The sequence below is a fragment of the Ramlibacter cellulosilyticus genome (assembly GCF_014297465.1).
GTDB lineage: Bacteria > Pseudomonadota > Gammaproteobacteria > Burkholderiales > Burkholderiaceae_C > Ramlibacter > Ramlibacter cellulosilyticus.
The window spans coordinates 200,839-216,617 of sequence record NZ_JACORT010000004.1; the positions used below are offsets into that span (position 1 = coordinate 200,839).

Consider the following 15,779-nt stretch of genomic DNA (forward strand, 5'->3'; position numbering starts at 1 on the left):
GGATCACTTCACTTGGAAACGGGCCACGTTGTCCTTGGACACCGGGCCGAGGTTGTAGGGCTGGCCCCGCACCTGCACTTCCGTGGCCTCGACGCTGCCGACCACGACCGACAGCGGCAGGGTGCCGTTGGCGCCGGCGCTCTCGCCCGGCTGCATCAGCCGCTGGAGCACGGTGGCGCCGGCGGCATCCGTGACCTGGATCCAGGACGGGGCGCGGGTGCGGAACACGACGATGCCGCGCGCGTCGATCGGGCCCGAAGCCGCGGCTTGCGGCGCGGAGGCGGCGCTCGCGGCGGGGCTGGCCGGCGCGGGCGCGGCACTCGCCACGACCGCGGGGGCCGGCGGAGCGAGCGGCGCGGGAGCGGCCGACGGCACCCCGGGGGCGGTCGCGGGCGCGGGGTCGGAGGCCGGCACGACGGCGGCCGGCGGCGCGGGTTCCGCCGGTGCCTGCGTCGCCGGCGCACCGGGAACGGATGCGGCCGGCGGCACGCCGTTGTCGTTGCCTGCCGTGGTCACCGCGTCGTAGCCGCGCTGCGCCATCGGCAGGAAGATCAGGACGAGCGCGCCGAGCAGCAGCGCCACCACGGTGAGCACGACGGGGCGCGAGACCTGGTCCAGCACGCCGGGGCTGGGGCCGTCGCCGGGGGCGCGGAACGGGGCGTTGATGCCCTGCGCATCCTCGACGAGCCGCGGCGACGCGGTCTGCGGCAGCCGCTGCAGCACCGGCTGCGGATCGATCTTGAGCGTGCGGCAGATGCTGGAAGCCAGCGCGCGCACGAAGACCGCATCGCCCAGCAGGTCGTAGCGGTCTTCCTCCAGCGCTTCGAGCTTGCGCAGCGGCACCTTCAGGTTGGCGGCCAGGGTGGCGGCATGCAGGCCGGCCGCTTCGCGCGCCTCGCGCAGCAGCGTGCCCGCCGTGGTGCCGTCGGCCGGGACGGCGGCCTCACTCATCGAAGGCCTTCCGGTCCAGCGACGAGCGCTCGCGCGACTGCGGGTAGCGCTTGCGCAGCTGCTCGCTCAGCTGGTTCATCGCCGCCATGTCGTTCATGCGGTTCTCGACCTTGATGCCGAGCCACAGCGTTTCCGCGTTCGCGAGCTCGCTGTTGTTCAGGCGGCGGATGTAGAACTGCGCGCGCGGGTACTCGCCGCGCTGGTACAGCACGCGGGCGAGGTTGTAGCCGGTGACGGGATTGGCCGCGTCGAGCTCGTACGAGCGCGCGAGGCTGCGCTCCGCCGCTTCGAACTGGCCGGCGCGCGCCTGGCACACGCCCATCGCCAGGAAGGTCTTGGAGCGGCCGCCGTACAGCGGGTTCGTGAGCGCCTGGTGGAACTGCGCTTCCGCCTCGGGGTAGCGCCCCTGCTGGCACTGCAGCCAGCCGAAGTTGTGCAGCGTCTCGGAGTCGCGCGGGTTGAGCACGATCGCGCGGCGGAAGCTGTCCTCCGCCTGGCGTGCGTCGCCGAGGCGCATGAAGATGAGGCCGCGCAGGTTGTACGCGTCGGAGTAGTTCGGGTCGATGGCCAGGACCTGCTTCAGCTCCTCGAGCGCGATCTCGGTCTTGCCTTCCTCGAAGTAGCTGGAGGCGAGCTCCAGGCGGATGCGGGCGCGCTTGCGGGCTTCGCTTTCCTCGATGGTGGGCGCCGCCAGGTCCGCGGAGGCCTGCTGGTTCGGGGCGGCGCAGCCCACGAGCACGGTCCCCAACACGCCGGCCAGCGCAACGGCCGCCAGCCCTCCCGCCGTGAAGCGGCTCGCTGCCGCCATGGCTTTCGTCATGATCCCCTAGGCCTCCTTCGTGGTGTCCGCGGGGACCGGCTTGAGCATCACCGTACGCTGCTGCGCGATGCGCCGGTCCACCCGGGTGCGGTCCTTGACGTCGCCGGCCAGCTGGCCGCAGGCGGCATCGATGTCGTCGCCGCGCGTCTTCCGCACCGTCGTGACGATACCAGCATCACTCAGGATTTTCGCGAAAGCCTGCACGCGCTGTTGCGGCGAACGCACCAGTCCGGAGGCGGGGAAGGGATTGAACGGGATCAGGTTCAGCTTGCACGGCACGCCGCGGCCGCCGTGCGTCTGCACGAGGCGCGCCAGCTCGCGCGCGTGCTCCGGCGTGTCGTTCACGCCATCGAGCATGCAGTACTCGAAGGTGATGAAGTCGCGCGGCGCGTGCACGAGGTAGCGCGTGCAGGCGTCGAGCAGTTCGGCGATCGGGTACTTTCGATTGAGGGGGACGAGCTTGTCGCGCAGTTCGTCGTTCGGCGCGTGCAGCGAGACGGCGAGCGCCACCGGCGCGTCCTCGCCGAGCCGGTCGATCATCGGCACGACCCCGGAGGTCGACACGGTCACGCGACGGCGCGAGAGGCCGTAGCCGTGGTCGTCCAGCATGATGCGCAGCGCGGGGACGAGCGCGGCATAGTTCTGCAGCGGCTCGCCCATGCCCATCATCACCACGTTGGAGATGACGCGCTCGCCGTTCGTTTGGAGGTGCGCGCGCAGGAAGTGCTCGGCGAACCAGAGCTGCGCGATGATCTCGCCGGTGCTCAGGTTGCGCGAGAAGCCCTGGTGGCCCGTGGAGCAGAAGCGGCAACCCACGGCGCAGCCGGCCTGGGAAGAGATGCACAGGGTGCCGCGGTCAAGAACTGACGGCCCCCAGCCGCCTGCGGCGGCAGCCCCCCGAGGGGGCAGTACGGCGCCTTGGGGCGGCCCGGCGTCGCCGTACTCGGGGATGAACACGGCCTCGACGGCGTTGCCGCCGCCCACGTCGAACAGCCACTTGATCGTGCCGTCGGCGCTCTCGTGCCGGGAGATGACGGGCAGGCCCTCGATGCGGGCGCTGCCCTGGAGCTTGTCGCGCAGCGACTTCGCGAGGTCGGTCATCTCGCCGAACTCGCGCGCGCCCTTCTGGTGGATCCAGCGGAACAGCTGGGTCGCCCGGAACTTCTTTTCTCCGAGCGACGCGCAGAACGCGGCCAGACCCTCGAGGTCGTAATCGAGCAGGTTGGCCGTCATTTCATGCTTATCGCGAGTAGATGTTCATGGCCGGGAAGAAGAAGGCGACTTCGTTCTTCGCGGTCTCGGCGGCGTCGGAACCGTGCACGGCGTTCGCATCGATGCTGTCGGCGAAGTCGGCGCGGATGGTGCCCGGGGCGGCCTTCTTGGGGTCCGTGGCGCCCATCAGGTCGCGGTTCTTCAGGATGGCGCCCTCGCCTTCCAGCACCTGGATCATCACCGGGCCGGAGATCATGAAGTCCACCAGGTCCTTGAAGAAGGGACGCTCCTTGTGCACGGCGTAGAACTGCTCGGCTTCCGCGCGCGACAGGTGGGCCATCTTGGCGGCGATGACCTTCAGGCCCGCGGCTTCGAAGCGGGCGTAGATCTGGCCGATCACGTTCTTCGCCACGGCGTCGGGCTTGATGATGGAGAGGGTGCGTTCGATAGCCATGAGGGGTTCCTGAGCTTGTGTTTTAGGGTTTCGCCGGAGGCAAAAAGTTCGGCAAAGCCCGCAATTCTAGCTTGCGGGCATGACAAATGCCTGTATGCGGGAAAGGGCCGCTAGCGCCCGCGGCCGCCGCGGCCACCGCCGCGCCCGCCCCGGCCACCACCGCCGCCGCCACCGCCGCCCGGCATGCCGCCACCGGGGCCGCCGCGGCGCTGCCGGTTGAAGCTGTCGGCGCCGATGTAGCCCAGCGAGGTCTTCATCGGATCGGGCTGGCCGCCACCGCCGCCGGCGCCACCACCCCCGCCGCCGGACTTCCGCCGGCCCTGGCCGCCCTGCCCCTGCCCCTGGGCATTGCCCTGGCGCTGGCCAGGCCCGCCTTGCGGACGCGGGCCGTCGCCGCGCGGGCCGCCGCGGCGCTTGTTGCGCCCGCCGCCGCCCTTGCCTTCGTCGCGCTGCTGGCCTCTATCCGGTCGCGCCAGTCCCGGCACGCCGGCCGCGCGGGTGAGTGCCTCGATGTCGCGCTCGTCGAGTTCCATCCACGCCCCGCGCTTGAGGCCGCGCGGCAGCAGCATCGCGCCGTAGCGGATGCGGATGAGGCGGCTCACCGCATGGCCGACCGCCTCGAACAGGCGGCGCACCTCGCGGTTGCGGCCTTCGCTGATCGTCACGCGGTACCAGACGTTGGAGCCTTCGCCGCCGCCTTCGTCGATGGAGCCGAACTGCGCGCGGCCGTCGTCGAGGTCCACGCCATCGAGCAGCTTCTGCCGCTCCTCGTTGCTCAGCGCGCCGAGCACGCGCACGGCGTACTCGCGCTCGAGGCCGAAGCGCGGGTGCATGAGCCGGTTCGCGAGCTCGCCGGAGTTCGTGAACAGCAGCAGGCCCTCGGTGTTGAGGTCGAGGCGGCCCACGGACTGCCACTTGCCCTGCTGCAGCTTGGGCAGCTTGCGGAACACGGTGGGCCGGTTCTGCGGGTCGTCGTGCGTGACGACCTCGCCCACCGGCTTGTGGTACGCGATCACGCGCGCCGGCGGCGGCGCGATGCGCACCTTGATCGGCTTGCCGTTGACCTTGATCTGGTCGCCGAACTGGATGCGCTGGCCGATGTGGGCGGGCTCGTTGTTGACCGAGATGCGCCCTTCCATGATCAGCTGCTCCATCTCGAGGCGCGAGCCGAGGCCGGCCTGCGCCAGCACCTTGTGCAGCTTGGGCTGTTCGGGTTGCGGCGCGAGCACGCGCTTGAGCGGCGCTTCGGCGGATTCCTCCTCGGCGTCGAAGCGGCCGGTGATCACGTCCTCGAAGCGGATGCCGGGCACGGGAGCGGCCGCGCTCTGGCGGCCACGGGGCGCGGCGCGCTCGCGGTCGTCGCGATCTTCGTCGTCGTCGTCGTCCTCGTCGTCGCCTTCGTCCTGGTCCTGGTCCTGGTCGTCGTCGGCGGCTTGCGCCACCGGCGCTGGCTCCTCGGCCGGGGCGGCAGGCGCGGCTTCGGCCGGCACGGTCGCGGCGGCTTCGGTCTCCGCCTGCCGCGGCTCCTCGGGCGTCTCGTCGGACGGGGTGCGCGCCATCGCGTCGCTGGGATTGTTCATGTCAGTTCTCGATGGCCTGCGCGGGGTCGTGGTCGCCGATGTCGCCGGAGGGCGCGGGGCGGGATTCGCCTTCGGCGGACCCGGCTTCGGCTTCGGCCGTGGCGGTTTCGCCGTTCTCGCCTTCCGGCGCGGCTTCCGCGGGCTCCATCGCCAGCTCCGGCTGCGGTTCGCCGGCGTGCGCGAGCGCCTCGAACACGCCTTCCTGGGCGGGGCTCTGCAGCTCGGGCAGCTGGTCGAGCGAAGCCAGTCCCAGGTCGTCCAGGAACTGGCGCGTGGTGGCGTAGAGCGCGGGGCGCCCCACGGCTTCGCGGTGGCCGATCACCTCGATCCAGCCCCGGTCTTCCAGCTGCTTGAGGATCTGCGTGTTGATCGTGACGCCGCGGATGTCTTCCATGTCGCCGCGCGTGACCGGCTGGCGGTACGCGATGATGGCGAGCGTCTCCAGGGCGGCGCGGCTGTACTTCGGCGGCTTCTCCGGATGCAGCCGGTCGAGGTACTCGCGCATCTCGGGGCGGCTCTGGAAGCGCCAGCCGGTCGCGACGCAGACGAGCTCCACGCCGCGCTGCGCCCATTCCTGCTGCAGTTCTCCCAGCAGCTCCTTGACCGTGTCGGCCCCGAGCTCGTCGTCGAACAGCACGCGCAGCTCGCGCACCGTGAGCGGCTGCTGGGTGCAGATCAGCGCGGTTTCGAGGACGCGCCTGGCATCCGCCGTATTCATCGTCTTGTCGTGTGGAAGAGTGCCTCGCGAGGCACTTCGGTTCTGGGCCCTGGGCTTCGTCCTGGTCGCCGCTGGGCACCCCCTCCGGGATGCTCAAGCGGGTGCCGGGCCGGACAGGCCATCGAAGGCTGCCGCCGCCGGCTGGCTCGTGAGCCATTCGGATTCATTGTAACGCAGCCCCCACGCCGCCCATGCGCTGCGCAGGTCCGGCGGCAGGGGGGCGTGGAAGGCGAGGGACACGCCCGTGACCGGATGCGCGAACGCGAGGCGGAAGGCATGCAGCGCCTGGCGCTGCAGCCCCGCCGCCGGCGCGCCGCCGTAGAGCGGGTCCGCCACGAGGGGATGGCCGATGTGCGCGGCGTGCACGCGGATCTGGTGCGTGCGGCCCGTCTCCAGCGTGCACAGCAGGCCGCAGCCCTGCGGCGACTGGTCCAGGAGCTGGAACACGGTGGCCGCGGGCTTGCCGGAATGGCGCTCGGGATCGACCACGGCCATGCGCAGGCGATTGCGCGGGTCGCGACCGATCGCCGCGTCGACGCGCCGGCTCGCGGGCCCTTGCCACGGCCGGTGCGCGAGCGCGAGGTACTGGCGCGCCACTTCGCGCGCCGCGATCTGCGCGACGAGGCGGTCCATCGCGGCGCGCGTGCGCGCCACGACCATGAGGCCGCTCGTGTCCTTGTCCAGCCGGTGCACGATGCCGGCGCGCGGCAGCAGGCGCGCGCCCGCGTCGCGCGCGAGCAGCGCGTTGAGGAGCGTGCCGCGCCAGTTGCCCGGCGCGGGATGCACCACCAGGCCGGCGGGCTTGTCGACGACGAGCAGGTGCTCGTCCTCGTGCACCACGGTGAGCGGGATCGCCTCGGCCACGAAGGCCTGGCTCTGGGGCGTGGGGCGCAGCTCGATCTCGCCGGCCTCGCCCGCCTTCACGCGCTGGGACGGCTTGGCCGCGACGGCGCCGCGCACGCGCACGGCGCCGGCCTCGATCAGCTGCTGCAGGTAGCTGCGCGAGAACTCGGGCACGAGCTGCGCGAGCGCGCGGTCCAGGCGCTCGCCATGCGCGGCGGCGGCGATCACGAAAGGACGCGTCTCCGCTTCGGCGCCGGGTTCGTCCAGCAGGTCCTCGGCGGGGTCCTGCGGGGGGTCGGTCGATATAATGGCTCGCCCTTCAGGTCAAGAGAGTTGCATGCTTGCTCGCGCCAAATTATCGGTGGTCCCCCTCGCCCTCGCCGCGTCCCTGCTGGCAGGGTGTTCCAGCCTGAAGGACGAGGACAAGACCGCCCAGTGGAGCCCGAACCGGATCTACGCCGAGGCGAAGGACGAGATGAACTCGGGCGCCTACGACAAGGCGATCCCGCTGTACGAGAAGCTGGAAGGCCGCGCGGCCGGCACGCCGCTCGCGCAGCAGGCGCAGCTGGAACGGGCCTACGCGTACTACAAGCAGAACGAGCAGGCGCAGGCCCTCGCCACGCTGGACCGCTTCATCAAGCTGCACCCGGCCAGTCCCGCGATGGACTATGCGCTGTACCTCAAGGGCATCGTCAACTTCAACGACAACCTGGGCATGTTCTCGTTCATGTCCCGGCAGGACCTGTCCGAGCGGGACCAGAAGGCCGCCAAGGAATCGTTCGAGGCGTTCCGCGACCTGGTGAACCGCTTCCCCGACTCGAAGTACGCGGCCGACGCGCGCTCGCGCATGACCTACATCGTCAACTCGCTGGCGAAGTACGAGGTGCACGTGGCGCGCTACTACTACAGCCGCGGCGCCTACGTGGCGGCGATCAACCGCGCGCAGAGCGCGCTGGCCGACTACCGCGACGTCCCGGCGCTGGAAGAGGCGCTGTTCATCCTGATGCGCAGCTATGATGCGCTGGGCATGGCGCAGCTGCGCGACGACACCCGTCGCGTGATGGAAAAGAGCTATCCGCAGAGCCCGTACCTCACCGGCAGGGGGCCGGGGGTGAACAAGCCCTGGTGGCAGGTGTGGTGAGATGAGGAAAGGGCCGCGGTTGCGGCCCTTGTCGTTTCTGGCGGTGGGGTTCGCTGACGCTCACCTTCCGGCGCTGTCGCGCCGCCACCCTACGAATGCAAGGCGCGCGGAAGTTGTAGGGTGGCGCGGCGACAGCCGCGGAAGGTGAGCGTCAGCGAACCCCACCGATCAGCCGGCCAACGCGTCCAGCGCCTCCTCGAACCCGCCCTCGTCCACGATCCGCCGCATCGGCGGCAGCGCCGCCAGCAGCCGCCGCCCGTACCCCATCTGCTCCAGCCGCGTGTCGCACACCACCAGCAAGCCGCGGTCGCTCTCGCGGCGGATCAAGCGCCCTGCTCCCTGCTTCAAGGCGACGGCGGCCTCGGGCACGAAGTAGTCGTTGAAGGGGCTGCGGCCCTGCGCCTGCAGGCGCTGGCCACGGGCTTCCACGAGCGGGTCGCCCGGGGGCGGGAACGGGAGCTTGTCGATGATCACCAGCTGCAGCGCATCGCCCGGCACGTCCACGCCTTCCCAGAAGGACGCGGAAGCCACGAGGATGCAGCCCGGGCGGCCGTCGCCCGCCCCTTCGCGGAAGCGGTCGATCAATCGCCGCTTGGGCCACTGGCCTTGCACCAGCACCTCGAGCTCGCCCGTGGCCTGGAAGCGCGCCTGCAGCTGCTCGCCGATGGCACGCAGCGCCCGCAGCGTCGTGGTGAGCACCATCGTGCGGCCGCCGATGCGCAGGGCCGCGCGCTGCGCCACCCGTGCCACCGCGTCGCTGTGCCCCGGATCGTTGGGCTTCGGCAAGCCGCGCGGCAGGTACAGCGCCGCCTGCGCCGCGTAGTCGAACGGGCTCGCCACCCGCACGACCTCGGCGTCGCCCAGCCCGCAGGGTTCGGTGAACCAGGACAGGCGCGCATCGTCGCCGAGGGTCGCCGAAGTGAAGATCCAGGCCTTGCGCGCGTTCTCCGCTTCCGGGTCGGCGTCGGTCTTCAGCAGCTTGCGTTGCACGGCCTCCGCGATGTCGAGCGGCGATTCCACGAGGCGCAGGTGCGTGCCGGCGTCGACCCAGCGGACCGCACCTTGCTGGGGCGCCTCTTCGAACGCGCGCACGCGCTGCGCGAGCTGCACTGCACGCTCGTGCAGGCGCGCGAGGTCGGGTGCGGCCTCGTGCACGGTCGCCAGCCCTTCGGCTGCGAGGTCCAGCGCGGAAGCCAGGGCCGCGAGCCCTTCGCACCACGTCACCTCGTCCACGCCGTCCGGCGCGGCTCCCGCCCAGCGCAGGCGCGCCCCGGGCGCCGTGCGCCCCACCGAGAGCCGGAAGTCGCGCGCCGCGCGTTCTAGCGTGCCGGCGGCCAGCTGCCAGTCCACCAGCCCGCGCGCGAACTGCAGGCCGGCGCCGAGCATGTCGCGCGCGAAGTCGAGGACCTGCCCCGTCCCGAGCTGGCGCCCGAGGAACTGCACGCCCGTTTCATTGAGCTGGTGCGCCTCGTCGAAGATCACGACGCGCACGCTGGGCAGCAGTTCGGCCATGCCCGACTCGCGCACCGCCAGGTCCGCGAAGAACAGGTGGTGGTTGATGACCACCACGTCCGCCGCCATCGCTTCGCGGCGCGCGGCGTTCACGTGGCAGGTGCGGAACTTCGGGCACTGCGAACCGAGGCAGTTCTCGCGCGTGGAGGTGACCAGGGGCAACAGCGGTGAACGTTCGTCGAGGCCGGGCATCTCGGCGAGGTCGCCGCTGCGCGTGGTCTGCGCCCATTGCTCGATCTTCGCCAGCGTGCGCAGCGCGCTGCGGTCCGGGAGGTTCGCGTCGTGCCGCGCCAGCTCCAGCCGGTGCGTGCACAGGTAGCTGGCGCGCCCCTTCAGCAGCGCCATGCGCACGGGCAGGCCGAGCGCGTCCGCGAGCCGCGGCAGGTCGCGGGCGAACAGCTGGTCCTGCAGGGTCTTCGTGGCCGTCGAGAGCAGCACGCGCTCGCCGCTCAGGAGCGCGGGCACGAGGTACGAGAAAGTCTTGCCGACGCCGGTGCCCGCCTCGACGACGAGCGCCCCGCCGTGCGCGATGGTGCGTGCGACGGCCGCGGCCATCTCGGTCTGGCCATGCCGCGGACGGAAGGCTTCGGCCGCGCGCGAAAGCACGCCGCCGGGCACGAAGGCCTCGCGTGCCAGCTGTTCGAGGTCCTGCGCCTCGGGCGCGGGCCACACGCCCGCCGCGGGCGCGTCGTGGCGCCCGGACGACGCCGCTGCCGATTCCGTCATCACGCCGGTTCTTTGGGATCGAGGACGAGTTCGAGCCGCGCGATCGCATCGCGCAGGGCGAGCCGGCGTTTCTTGAGGCGGCGCATCATGAGTTCGTCGACGGGGTGCTGCTCCGCTGCGCGGTCGATCAGCGCGTCGAGGTCGGCGTGCTCCATGCGCAGCTCGATCAGGCGCCGTTCGGGAGAGTGCAGGTTGGAGTCCAAAGGTAATAAGCGGGGCGCCGCTGCGGATCGTTCGATAATACGACCCCAACCGTCCATCATCGCAGCGAACGCGCGCCAGCGCCACTTTTCCCGCCCATGAGCAGCAGCAAAGGTTACCGACTCACCGCGTCCACCGGCATCCACAAGGGGGACCGGGAGTACCAGCAGGACCAGATCGCCCTGATCGCCCACCCGCGGGTGAACGGCTGCGTGCTCGGCGTCGTCGCCGACGGCATGGGCGGCCGCAGCGGCGGGCGCAAGGCGTCCGACCAGGTCATGATGACCTGCAAGCAGCTGTTCGACCGCTACTCGCCGACCGCCGACGACACGCCCACGCTGCTCAGGCAAATGGTGCAGGAGTCGCACCTCGTCATCAAGCTGACCGCCATCTCCGCCGAGCAGGAGCCGCACAGCACCATCGCGGCCTTCATCATCAACCCGGACGGCGAATGCCACTGGGTGCATGCCGGCGACTCGCGCATCTACCACTTCCACGGCAACCAGCTCGTGAAGCGGACCATGGACCACTCCTACGTGCAGACGCTCGTCGACCGCGGCGAGCTGACGGAGGAAGAGGCCAACGTGCACCCGCAGTCGAACATCCTCATGGGCTGCCTCGGCGCCGAGGACGACCCGCCGGCGGACCTGCACACCATCCCGCAGCTGCGCCCCGGCGACACCCTGCTCGCCTGCAGCGACGGCGTGTGGCACTACTTCAGCCCCGAGGAACTGGGCTCCGTGCTGTCCTCGCTCTCGCCGCGCGAGGCGAGCGAGTTCCTGATCGAGAAGGCGCGGTCGCGGGCGCACGGCGGCGGCGACAACCTGTCGCTGGTGATCGTCAAGCTGGAGCCGCTGGCGGCCTGATCTGCCCCCTCCCCCTCCGCGGAGGGCCGGGGTGGAGGCTAGCGCGCCGGCGGCGGCAGGTCCGCGGAAGCGGACTTGCCCTTCTTCGCGTTGCGCTCGGCGACTTCCGCCTTGTGCCGCTGCGCCTCGCGCAGGCGCTCCTCGTAGGCGGCGCGGTTCTTCGCGGCCTCGTCCGGCGTCGGGGCATGGCTCGCGGGGGCCTTGGGGTCCCGGGGCTTGCCTTGCGGGCCGGAGGAGCCGTGCGGCTCCTTGACGCGCGGGCCGCGCCTAGCGCGTTCCGCATCGTCGGCGGACTTCTTCGCCGCCTTCTCCGCGGCCTGCGCCTCGCGCTCCTGCTGCTCGGCGGCGGCCTTGGCGCGCTTCTCGGCGGCCTCCTTCTGGCGCTCGGGCGAGTTGCGCTCGTCGATGTCCCGCTGGCGCTCCGCGGCCTTGCGCTTGCGCTCGGCGTCGTTCAGCACGCGCTCCTGCCGCTTCAGCTCGTTGACTTCCACGTTGTGCGCACGGCGGGCGTCGTCGAGGCAGTCGTTGACGGCGAACTTCGCGCGGCAGGCCTTCTGGGCCTCCGTGTAGCGCGCCTCGGCGGCCTGGCGCTCGCCCCGGATGCGCGCGCGCTCCGCGGCGTCGTCCGGCGCCTGCGCGTGGGCGGCGAAGGCGGCAATGGCAATGGCGAGCGGGACGAAATGCTTCATGTCAGACGGGTATCCACCATGCGGTGTTCGAGGGCCAGGAATTCCGCGGACTGCATCTCGTTGAGCCGGGACACGGTGCGCGGGAACTCGTGGGCCAGCGGGCCCTCGGTGTACAACGCCTCCGGTGGGACCTCGGCCGACAGGATCAGTTTCACCCGTCGATCGTAAAGAACATCCACCAGCCAGGTAAATCTCCGCGCCTCGGACGCATTGCGCGCCGACATGCGGGGCACGTCGCTCAGCAGCACCGTGTGGAACTGGGTCGCGATCTCCAGGTAGTCGTTCTGCGAGCGGGGACCGCCGCAGAGGGTGCCGAAGTCGAACCAGACCGCGCCGCCGGCCTTGCGCCGCGCGCGGATCTCGCGCTGCTCGATGTGCAGCACGGGGTCCTCGTCGTGGCTCTCGGCGAGCCGGCTGAAGGCATCGTTCATCTCGGCGTCGGCCTGCGCGCCCAGCGGCGTGTGGTACAGCCGCACCTGCTCCATCGTGCGGCGCCGGTAGTCCGTGCCGTTGTCGACGTCGATCACCTCCAGCTTCTGGTTCAGGAGCTCGATCGCCGGGAAGATGCGTTCGCGGTGCAGCCCGTTGGGGTACAGGTCGTCCGGCTTGAAGTTCGAGGTGGTGACGAAGCCCACGCCGTTGTCGAACAGCGCGTCCAGCAGGCGGTGCAGGATCATCGCGTCCGTGATGTCCGCGACGTGGAACTCGTCGAAGCAGATCAGCCGGAAGCGCCTGGCGATGCGCGCCCCCAGCGTGTCCAGCGGGTTCACCGTGCCCTGCAGCTCGGCGAGCTCGCGGTGCACCTCGCGCATGAACTCGTGGAAGTGCAGGCGCGTCTTGCGCACCACGGGCACGGCCTGGAAGAAGCAGTCCATCAGGAAGCTCTTGCCCCGCCCCACCCCGCCGTACATGTACACGCCGCGCGGGATCGGGGGCCGGTTGATCAGCTTCTTGAAGGCGTTGGAGCGCTGCTCCTTGTACGCCGCCCAGTCGCTGGCGCAGCGCTCGAGCGCCGCGACGCCGCGCAGTTGCGCGGGATCGCTCTGGTAGCCGCGGGCCTGGAGCTCCGCCTCGTAGACAGCCTTGACGCTCATCGAAGAGATGAACGCAGAGGCCGCAGAGATTCCGCAGAGGTCGCAGAGAAATCCATGAAGGTATTCTCTGCGACCTCTGCGTTGCCTCTGCGACCTCTGCGTTCCGTTGCTAGAAGTTCAGCGTCCGCTTGTCCACCGCCAGCGCCGCTTCCTTCGTCGCTTCGGACAGCGACGGGTGCGCGTGGCAGATGCGGGCGATGTCTTCGGCGGAGGCCTTGAACTCCATGGCGACCACGGCCTCGGAGATCAGTTCGCTGGCCATGGGGCCCACGATGTGCACGCCGAGGATCTCGTCGGTCTTGGCGTCGGCCAGGAACTTCACCATGCCGGTCGTGTCGCCCAGCGCCCGCGCGCGGCCGTTGGCCATGAACGGGAAGGTGCCGGCCTTGTACTGCACGCCGTCCGCCTTGAGCTGCTGCTCGGTGCGGCCCACCCACGCGATCTCGGGCGAGGTGTAGATCACCCAGGGGATCGTGTTGAAGTTGACGTGCCCGTGCTGGCCGGCGATGCGCTCGGCCACCGCCACGCCCTCTTCTTCCGCCTTGTGCGCGAGCATCGGGCCGCGCACGACGTCGCCGATCGCCCAGACGTTCGGCAGGTTCGTGCGGCACTCGTCGTCGACGACGATCGCGCCGCGCTCGTCCAGCTTCAGGCCCACCGCTTCCGGCTTCAGGCCGATGGTGTTGGGCACGCGGCCGATCGAGACGATCACGTGGTCGGCGTCGAGCGTCTGCTGCTCGCCCTTGGCCGTCGTGTACGCCACCGACACGCCCTTGCCGCCCGTCTTGATCTCGCCGACCTTCACGCCCAGCTCGATCTTCAGGCCCTGCTTGGTGAACGCCTTGTGCGCTTCCTTGGCGATCTGCTCGTCGACGGCGCCCAGGAACGTGGGCAGAGCTTCCAGCACGGTGACTTCCGCGCCGACGCGGCGCCACACCGAGCCCATCTCCAGGCCGATCACGCCGGAGCCGATCAGCACCAGCTTCTTCGGCACCGCGGGGATGCGCAGCGCGCCGTCGTTCGAGAGGATCTTCTCCTCGTCGAAGGGCACGCCGGGCAGCGCACGGGCGTTGGAGCCGGTGGCCACGATCACGTGCTTCGCCACCAGCGTCTCGTCGCCGACCTGGATCTCGTAGCCCGCGTCGGTCTTGTTGCCGAAGGAGCCGCGGCCGTGGAAGAAGCTGACCTTGTTCTTCTTGAACAGGTACAGGATGCCGTCGTTGTTCTGCTTCACGACGGCGTCCTTGCGACCGAGCATCTTCTGCACGTCGATGCTCAGGCCCTGCACGCCGATGCCGTGGTCCGCGAAGTGCTTCGAGGCGTGCTCGTAGTTCTCCGAGGACTGCAGCAGCGCCTTGGACGGGATGCAGCCCACGTTGGTGCAGGTGCCGCCCGGCGCGGGCTTGCCGTCCTTCGTCTTCCACTCGTCGATGCAGGCGGCATTGAAGCCCAGCTGCGCCGCGCGGATGGCGGCGATGTAGCCGCCGGGGCCGCCACCGATGACGACCACGTCGAATTGTTTGCTCATGTTGAGGGGCTAGGTTCTAGGGGCTAGGGTCTAGGGAGGAACCGGCTGTTGCCCTAGTCCCTAGCCCCTAGTCTCTAGCCCCTTGGTTTTTTAAATATCGAACAGCAGCCGCGCCGGATCTTCCAGCGCTTCCTTCATCGCCACCAGGCCCAGCACGGCTTCGCGGCCGTCGATGATGCGGTGGTCGTAGGACATCGCCAGGTAGTTCATCGGGCGGATCACGATCTGGCCGTTCTCCACCACCGCGCGGTCCTTGGTCGCGTGCACGCCCAGGATGGCCGACTGCGGCGGGTTGATGATGGGGGTGGACAGCATCGAGCCGAACACGCCGCCGTTGGAGATGGAGAACGTGCCGCCGGTGAGCTCTTCCAGGCCCAGCTTGCCGTCACGAGCTTTCTGGCCAAACTCGGCGATCTTCTTCTCGATGTCGGCGAAGGACATCTGATCCGCGTTGCGCAGGATGGGCACCACCAGGCCGCGCGGCGAACCCACCGCGATGCCGATGTCGAAGTAGCCGTGGTAGACGATGTCGTTGCCGTCCACCGAGGCGTTGAGCACCGGGTACTTCTTCAGCGCGTGCACGGCCGCCTTCACGAAGAAGGACATGAAGCCGATCTTGACGCCGTGCTCCTTCTCGAACTTCTCCTGGAAGCGCTTGCGCATCTCCATCACGGGCGCCATGTTCACCTCGTTGAAGGTGGTCAGGATGGCGTTGGTGGACTGCGACTGCAGCAGGCGCTCGGCCACGCGGGCGCGCAGGCGCGACATCGGCACGCGCTGCTCGGGGCGGTCGCCCAGGTCGGCGGGCGCCACCGGGGCGGAGACCTGCTGCAGCGGCGCGCGGGCCGGGGCAGCGGCGGGCGCCGCCGGGGCCTTGGCGGTCGCGCCGGACGCGAGGGCGCCGATCACGTCGCCCTTGGTGACGCGGCCATCGCGGCCGGTGCCGGCCACGGAGCCGGCGGCCAGGTTGTTGTCCGCCATCATCTTGGCGGCGGCGGGCATCGCCACGTCCGACTTGGAGCCACCGGCGCCGGGTGCCGCGGCGCTGGACGTGGCAGCGGCCGGCTTGGCCGCCGCGGGAGCGGCAGCCGCCGGCGCGGCGGCGCTCGCCTTGCCTTCGCTGTCGATCTTCGCGATCACCTGGTCCGAGGTCACGGTGCCGCCGTCGGCCACCACGATCTCCGCCATCACGCCGGCGCTGGGGGCCGGCACTTCGAGCACCACCTTGTCGGTCTCGATCTCGATCAGGATCTCGTCCTGCGCCACGGCCTCGCCGGGCTTCTTCTTCCACTGCAGCAAGGTCGCTTCGGCAACCGACTCGGACAGTTGCGGGACCTTCACGTCAACGATAGCCATTTGTGTTCTTTCTGGATTCGGGAGCGCGCCAGACATCGTCATTCCCGCGAAGGCGGGAACCCAGGGCGCCCTGGGCCCCCGCCTGCGC

General features: G+C 70.4%; 15 protein-coding genes. 2 read left to right on the forward strand and 13 right to left on the reverse strand.

What is annotated here, in order from left to right:
* Window positions 1-3: 3 nt before the first annotated feature.
* From H8N03_RS11875 to H8N03_RS11905, 7 genes are all read right to left on the reverse strand, one after another.
* Complete coding sequence (locus H8N03_RS11875; RefSeq protein ID WP_187076392.1) at window positions 4-951, reverse strand: helix-turn-helix domain-containing protein; 948 nt, start codon at window positions 949-951, stop codon at window positions 4-6.
* A complete protein-coding gene (gene pilW, locus H8N03_RS11880) occupies window positions 944-1,771 on the reverse strand; it encodes a type IV pilus biogenesis/stability protein PilW (protein WP_255428176.1) in 828 nt (275 codons plus the stop codon). Before pilW ends, H8N03_RS11875 begins: the two co-directional genes overlap by 8 nt.
* Before the next feature lie 6 nt (window positions 1,772-1,777).
* Window positions 1,778-3,004 (reverse strand): dual-specificity RNA methyltransferase RlmN, encoded by a 1,227-nt coding sequence (rlmN, locus tag H8N03_RS11885; RefSeq protein WP_187076393.1) that lies wholly within the window; start codon window positions 3,002-3,004, stop codon window positions 1,778-1,780.
* A gap of 7 nt (window positions 3,005-3,011) precedes the next feature.
* A complete protein-coding gene (gene ndk, locus H8N03_RS11890) occupies window positions 3,012-3,437 on the reverse strand; it encodes a nucleoside-diphosphate kinase (RefSeq protein ID WP_187076394.1) in 426 nt (141 codons plus the stop codon).
* Window positions 3,438-3,547: 110 nt separating this feature from the next.
* The gene (locus H8N03_RS11895; RefSeq protein WP_187076395.1) at window positions 3,548-5,017 is read right to left on the reverse strand and encodes a pseudouridine synthase; all 1,470 of its coding nucleotides are present in this window, start codon (window positions 5,015-5,017) and stop codon (window positions 3,548-3,550) included.
* Window position 5,018: 1 nt separating this feature from the next.
* Window positions 5,019-5,735, reverse strand: a complete 717-nt coding sequence (gene scpB / locus H8N03_RS11900; RefSeq protein WP_187076396.1) for an SMC-Scp complex subunit ScpB — start codon at window positions 5,733-5,735, stop codon at window positions 5,019-5,021.
* Window positions 5,736-5,828: 93 nt separating this feature from the next.
* Window positions 5,829-6,848: an RluA family pseudouridine synthase gene (locus H8N03_RS11905; protein WP_222622964.1), complete on the reverse strand. Its 1,020-nt coding sequence runs from the start codon at window positions 6,846-6,848 to the stop codon at window positions 5,829-5,831.
* Between the two features lie 67 nt (window positions 6,849-6,915).
* On the opposite strand from H8N03_RS11905, the gene H8N03_RS11910 reads away from it, so the two are divergent.
* On the forward strand, window positions 6,916-7,719 hold the full coding sequence (locus H8N03_RS11910) for an outer membrane protein assembly factor BamD (protein WP_187076397.1): 804 nt from the start codon (window positions 6,916-6,918) through the stop codon (window positions 7,717-7,719).
* 168 nt (window positions 7,720-7,887) lie between these two features.
* On the opposite strand, the gene yoaA is transcribed toward H8N03_RS11910, so the two are convergent.
* Window positions 7,888-9,957, reverse strand: a complete 2,070-nt coding sequence (gene yoaA / locus H8N03_RS11915; protein ID WP_187076398.1) for a DNA repair helicase YoaA — start codon at window positions 9,955-9,957, stop codon at window positions 7,888-7,890.
* Window positions 9,957-10,160 carry a YdcH family protein gene (locus H8N03_RS11920; protein WP_187076399.1) on the reverse strand — a complete coding sequence of 68 codons (204 nt, stop codon included), beginning with the start codon at window positions 10,158-10,160 and terminating at the stop codon, window positions 9,957-9,959. Before H8N03_RS11920 ends, yoaA begins: the two co-directional genes overlap by 1 nt.
* Window positions 10,161-10,256: 96 nt before the next feature.
* Between H8N03_RS11920 and H8N03_RS11925 the strand changes: the two genes are divergently transcribed.
* The gene (locus tag H8N03_RS11925; RefSeq protein WP_187076400.1) at window positions 10,257-11,024 is read left to right on the forward strand and encodes a PP2C family protein-serine/threonine phosphatase; all 768 of its coding nucleotides are present in this window, start codon (window positions 10,257-10,259) and stop codon (window positions 11,022-11,024) included.
* A 38-nt stretch (window positions 11,025-11,062) separates the two neighbouring features.
* On the opposite strand, the gene H8N03_RS11930 is transcribed toward H8N03_RS11925, so the two are convergent.
* The 4 genes from H8N03_RS11930 to odhB all read right to left on the reverse strand — a co-directional run bounded on the left by H8N03_RS11930 (window position 11,063) and on the right by odhB (window position 15,691).
* On the reverse strand, window positions 11,063-11,713 hold the full coding sequence (locus H8N03_RS11930) for a hypothetical protein (RefSeq protein WP_187076401.1): 651 nt from the start codon (window positions 11,711-11,713) through the stop codon (window positions 11,063-11,065).
* On the reverse strand, window positions 11,710-12,807 hold the full coding sequence (gene zapE, locus H8N03_RS11935; RefSeq protein ID WP_187076402.1) for a cell division protein ZapE: 1,098 nt from the start codon (window positions 12,805-12,807) through the stop codon (window positions 11,710-11,712). Before zapE ends, H8N03_RS11930 begins: the two co-directional genes overlap by 4 nt.
* A gap of 109 nt (window positions 12,808-12,916) precedes the next feature.
* Window positions 12,917-14,335, reverse strand: coding sequence for a dihydrolipoyl dehydrogenase (lpdA, locus tag H8N03_RS11940; protein ID WP_187076403.1), 1,419 nt, complete (start codon window positions 14,333-14,335; stop codon window positions 12,917-12,919).
* 90 nt (window positions 14,336-14,425) lie between these two features.
* Window positions 14,426-15,691 (reverse strand): 2-oxoglutarate dehydrogenase complex dihydrolipoyllysine-residue succinyltransferase, encoded by a 1,266-nt coding sequence (odhB, locus tag H8N03_RS11945; protein WP_187076404.1) that lies wholly within the window; start codon window positions 15,689-15,691, stop codon window positions 14,426-14,428.
* Between the last annotated feature and the right edge of the window lie 88 nt (window positions 15,692-15,779).